The organism is Inquilinus limosus MP06 (assembly GCF_000767795.1).
Lineage (GTDB): Bacteria > Pseudomonadota > Alphaproteobacteria > DSM-16000 > Inquilinaceae > Inquilinus > Inquilinus limosus_E.
This window is the reverse complement of record NZ_JANX01000554.1, coordinates 1-4,144: the sequence shown is the minus strand read 5'-3', so window position 1 is coordinate 4,144 and position 4,144 is coordinate 1. Positions and strand designations below refer to the sequence as shown.

The 4,144-nt window shown below is 70.8% G+C and carries 4 protein-coding genes; 1 reads left to right on the top strand and 3 read right to left on the bottom strand.

What is annotated here, in order from left to right; all coding sequences use genetic code 11:
• Nucleotides 1-237: 237 nt before the first annotated feature.
• The 3 genes from P409_RS28195 to hemH form a co-directional block, all read right to left on the bottom strand.
• A complete protein-coding gene (locus P409_RS28195) occupies nucleotides 238-1,689 on the bottom strand; it encodes a catalase (protein WP_034846234.1) in 1,452 nt (483 codons plus the stop codon).
• A gap of 79 nt (nucleotides 1,690-1,768) precedes the next feature.
• Nucleotides 1,769-1,951: a hypothetical protein gene (locus P409_RS28190; protein ID WP_034846233.1), complete on the bottom strand. Its 183-nt coding sequence runs from the start codon at nucleotides 1,949-1,951 to the stop codon at nucleotides 1,769-1,771.
• Nucleotides 1,951-2,961: a ferrochelatase gene (hemH, locus tag P409_RS28185; RefSeq protein WP_052121498.1), complete on the bottom strand. Its 1,011-nt coding sequence runs from the start codon at nucleotides 2,959-2,961 to the stop codon at nucleotides 1,951-1,953. Before hemH ends, P409_RS28190 begins: the two co-directional genes overlap by 1 nt.
• A 106-nt stretch (nucleotides 2,962-3,067) precedes the next feature.
• Here hemH and P409_RS28180 point away from each other — a divergent pair, with 106 nt between their 5' ends.
• On the top strand, nucleotides 3,068-4,036 hold the full coding sequence (locus P409_RS28180) for a LysR substrate-binding domain-containing protein (RefSeq protein ID WP_081991860.1): 969 nt from the start codon (nucleotides 3,068-3,070) through the stop codon (nucleotides 4,034-4,036).
• The last annotated feature ends 108 nt before the right edge of the window (nucleotides 4,037-4,144 follow it).

Sequence of the window (4,144 nt, the reverse complement as noted above, 5' to 3'; positions counted from 1 at the left end):
GCTGCGGCTGGAGACGGGGGTGAAGTCGACCGAGGCGATCGGCCTGTACCGCAGCTTCGGCTATCGCGAGACCGGCCCCTTCGGCGCCTACGGCCCCGACCCGCTGAGCGTGTTCATGGCAAAGACGCTGGCGGGCTGAGACGGAAAAGACCCGCCATCCCGGAAAGGGGGATGGCGGGCCAGTCCGGACGGCGGCCCCACAGAGCAACGGCCGCTGCCCTTTCGGATCCCGGAGGCTCAGGCCGCCGCGGCGGCGATCGCCAGGCCCAGCCGCTCGGCCACGCCGGCGCCATAGGCCGGGTCGGCCTTGGCGAAATGGGCGATCTGGCGGCGCTGGATCGCCTCCGGCACCGACCGCATCGATCCCGCGATGTTGTCCATCAGCCGGGCGCGGGCGCCGTCATCCAGCAGCCGGAACAGGTCGCCGGCCTGACTGTAGTCGTCGTTGCCGGCGCGGTGGTCGTAGCGGTCGGCCGCGCCGCGCAGGGGCAGCGCCGGCTCGGCCGCCGCCGGGTCCTGCTTCGGCCCGCCGAAGCTGTTCGGCTCGTAGTTCACCGCGCCCTTGCCGTTGTCGTCGAAGCGCATCTGCCCGTCGCGCTGGTAGTTGCTGGCCACGGCGGCGTGCGGCCGGTTGACCGGCAGCAGGCCGTGATTGCCGCCCAGGCGGTAGCGATGCGCGTCGCCATAGGCGAACAGCCGGCCCTGCAGCATCTTGTCCGGGCTGAAGGAGATGCCGGGCACCACATTGGCCGGGCTGAAGGCCGACTGCTCGACCTCGGCGAAGTAGTTCTGCGGGTTCCGGTTCAGCACCAGCTCGCCGATCTCGATCAGCGGATGCGCCGCGTGCGGCCACACCTTGGTCAGGTCGAACGGGTCGATCGGGAAGGCCTCCGCTTCAGCCTCGGTCATGATCTGCACCGACACCGTCCAGGCCGGGAAATCGCCGTCCTGAATCGCGGCGAACAGGTCGCGGGTGGCGTGGTCGGGGTCGATGCCGGTCATCGCCTGCGCCTGCTCGCCGGTGAAGTTCTGTATCCCCTGCTTCGTCTTGAAGTGATACTTGACCCAGACCCGCTGCCCGGCCGCGTCGATCCAGCTGAAGGTGTGGCTGGAGAAGCCGTCCATGTGGCGATAGCTGCGCGGCGTGCCGCGGTCGCTGAACAGGATGGTGAACTGGTGCAGCGTCTCAGGCGACAGCGAGGCGAAGTCCCACACCGCCGTCGGGTCCTTCAGGTTGGTGGCCGGGTTGCGCTTCTGGGTGTGGATGAAGTCCGGGAACTTCAGCGGGTCGCGGATGAAGAAGATCGGCGTGTTGTTGCCGACGATGTCGTAGTTGCCGTCCTCGGTGTAGAACTTCAGCGCGAAGCCGCGCGGGTCGCGCTCGGCATCGGCCGAACCCTTCTCGCCGCCGACGGTGGAGAAGCGCAGGAACACCTCCGTCTCCTTCCCGACCGCGGCCAGGAACTTCGCCTGGGTCCATCTGGTGACGTCGGCGGTGACGCGGAAGGTGCCGTAGGCGCCGGCGCCCTTGGCATGCACCACCCGCTCCGGGATCCGCTCGCGGTTGAAATGCGCTAGCTTCTCGATCAGGTGGAAGTCCTGGATCAGCACCGGGCCGCGCGGGCCGGCGGTCAGGGAGTTCTGGTTGTCCGGAACCGGGGCGCCGAAGGTCGTGGTCAGGGTGGTCATCAAGGGCTCCTGTCGGGCGGGATGTCCGCCATGGGAAAGAGGATTGCCGTCACGCTTCGATCAGGGAAATCGATCGTGTTTATCGGCGCGATAAGTGAGTGCCGCGTTCGACCAGGGGCAGCAGGTCGCGGCGATGCCGGTGCAGCCGCAGCAGCAGCTCCGGCGGCAGCTCGCCCTGCACGCCGACCCGGCCGTTCTCGAGGGTGAGGCTGGCACCGTGGCGGGCGAGGTCGGCCAGCAGCGCGTTCAGGGCCGGACGCATCACGCCGCCTCCTGCACCGGGCCGGCGCCGAGCGCCTGCCGCACCTGGGCGGCGAGGCCGGCGACATAGGCCGGGTGCACGCCGACGGTCGGGACACGGATGAAGGATGGTACGCCGGCCGCCTCGGCCACCGCGCGGTACTCGATGTCGAGCTCGACCAGCGTCTCGGAATGCTCGGAGACGAAGGCGATCGGCACCAGCACCAGGCCGACGCCGTCGCGCCCGGCCTGCTTCACCTCCTCCTCCGTGTCCGGCTTGAGCCATTCCTGCGGCGTCACCCGGCTCTGGAAGGCGATGCGCCAGTCGAGGCCGGGCATGCCGAGCGCCGACACCACCGCCTCGGCCGAGGCGTGGACCTGGTCGGGATAGGGGTCGCCGGCCTGTACGATCGGCAGCGGCAGGCCGTGAGCGGTGAACAGCAGCCGGTGCCGCCCGCCATAAGGCGGCCAAGCGCGGCGGATCAGCTCGGCCTGGGCGGCGATGAAGCCCGGCTCCGCCGGCGCCGCCTCGACCACCCGGGTCGGGGCGAAGAGGCCGGCGGCGCGAGCGGCCGCGGCCCAGTCGGTCAGGGCCGAGCGGGTGGTGGTGGTCGAATACTGCGGATACAGCGGCAGCAGCACGATCTCGTCGGGCTGCCAGGCCCGCAGCTCCGCCGCCGTCTCGGCCGCGAAGGGGTGCCAGTAGCGCATCGCCGTGAAGGACCGGACCTCGCGGAGGTCACCCAGCCGCGCCGCCACCGCCCGGCCCTGCGCCCGGGTCTGGGCCAGGATGGGCGAGGCGCCGCCGAGCTGGCGGTAGATCCCGGTCGCGACCGGGGTGCGGCGGCGGGCGATCAGCCGCGCCACCACCGCCCGCGGCAGCCGCGGCAGGCGGATGATCTCGGGGTCGGAGAAGAAGTTTCGCAGGAATGGACCGACCGCCTCGAGCCGGTCCGGTCCGCCGATCTGCAGCAGCACCAGGGCGATCCGGCGGCGGCGGGCGACGAGGACTGGTCCGGGAAAGGGCGGCATGGCTGGCTCCTGTGTCTTGGGCCTGAGCCTCCTTTACCGTCCCGATAAGATCCAATCGATCCATCCGATCTGGTAGATAGGCATCGCTTATCGTACATAGATGAACATGACCCTCGCTGGCCTTTCCCTCCGCGATCTCGAATACCTCGTCGCCGTCGCCGAGCTGCGCCATTTCGGCCAGGCGGCGGAGCGCTGCGGCGTCAGCCAGCCGGCGCTGAGCATGCAGATCCGCAAGCTGGAGGAGACGCTGGGCCTGGCGGTGTTCGAGCGCGGGCCGAAGACCGTGCTGGTGACGGCCAAGGGCGAGGTCATCCTGGCCCAGGCCCGCCGCGTGCTGCTGGAGGCGCGGCGGCTGATGGCGCTGGCGCAAGAGCTGGACGCGCCGCTGTCAGGCCCACTGACCGTGGGCGCGATCGAGACGCTTGGCCCCTATCTGTTCCCACACATGCTGCGGCCGCTGCGCCAAGCCTTCCCGAGGCTGGAGCTGGTGCTGCATGAGGGCCGCACCTATCAGCTGGTCGAGGCGCTGCGCCATGGCGCGCTGGACCTGGTGTTCCTGTCGCTGCCGGTCGCCGACCCGCAGATCGCGACGGCGCCGCTGTTCTTCGAACCCTTCGTCCTGGCCCAGCCGACCGACCGGCCGGTGGCGGCGGACGGCGCCGCCCGAGTCGCCGAGCTGCCGCGCGACGGCCTCTTGCTGCTGGAGGACGGGCACTGCCTGCGCGACCAGGCGCTGGACGTCTGCGGCACGCTCGGCGCCGGCGGCAAGCGCCACAGCACCAGCCTGGAGACGCTGCGCCAGATGATCGCCGCCGGCGCCGGCTACAGCCTGTTCCCGCGGCTGGCGACGCTGGGCGAGGCCAGCGTCGGCGGCCTGGTCAGCTATGCCGGCTTCGACGGCACGCCGCCGGGCCGCGTGGTCGGGCTGGCCTGGCGCCAGAGCGACCCGCGGGCCGACCAGTTCGAGGCGCTGCGGCAGGTCCTGCTGGACCACCCGCCGCCCGGCACGAGGGTGACGGCGGAGGCGAGCGAAGAAGACAAGAGCCAGGAGATGACGCGGACCCAGACCAAATGAGTCCCCCCCTCCCCTCGCGGGAGGGGGGTAGGGGAGGGGTTCTCTCAGATCACCCCGGCCACGGCCACCCGCAAGCTGGTTTGAACGGCGAGGCCTGCTCCTGTCGCA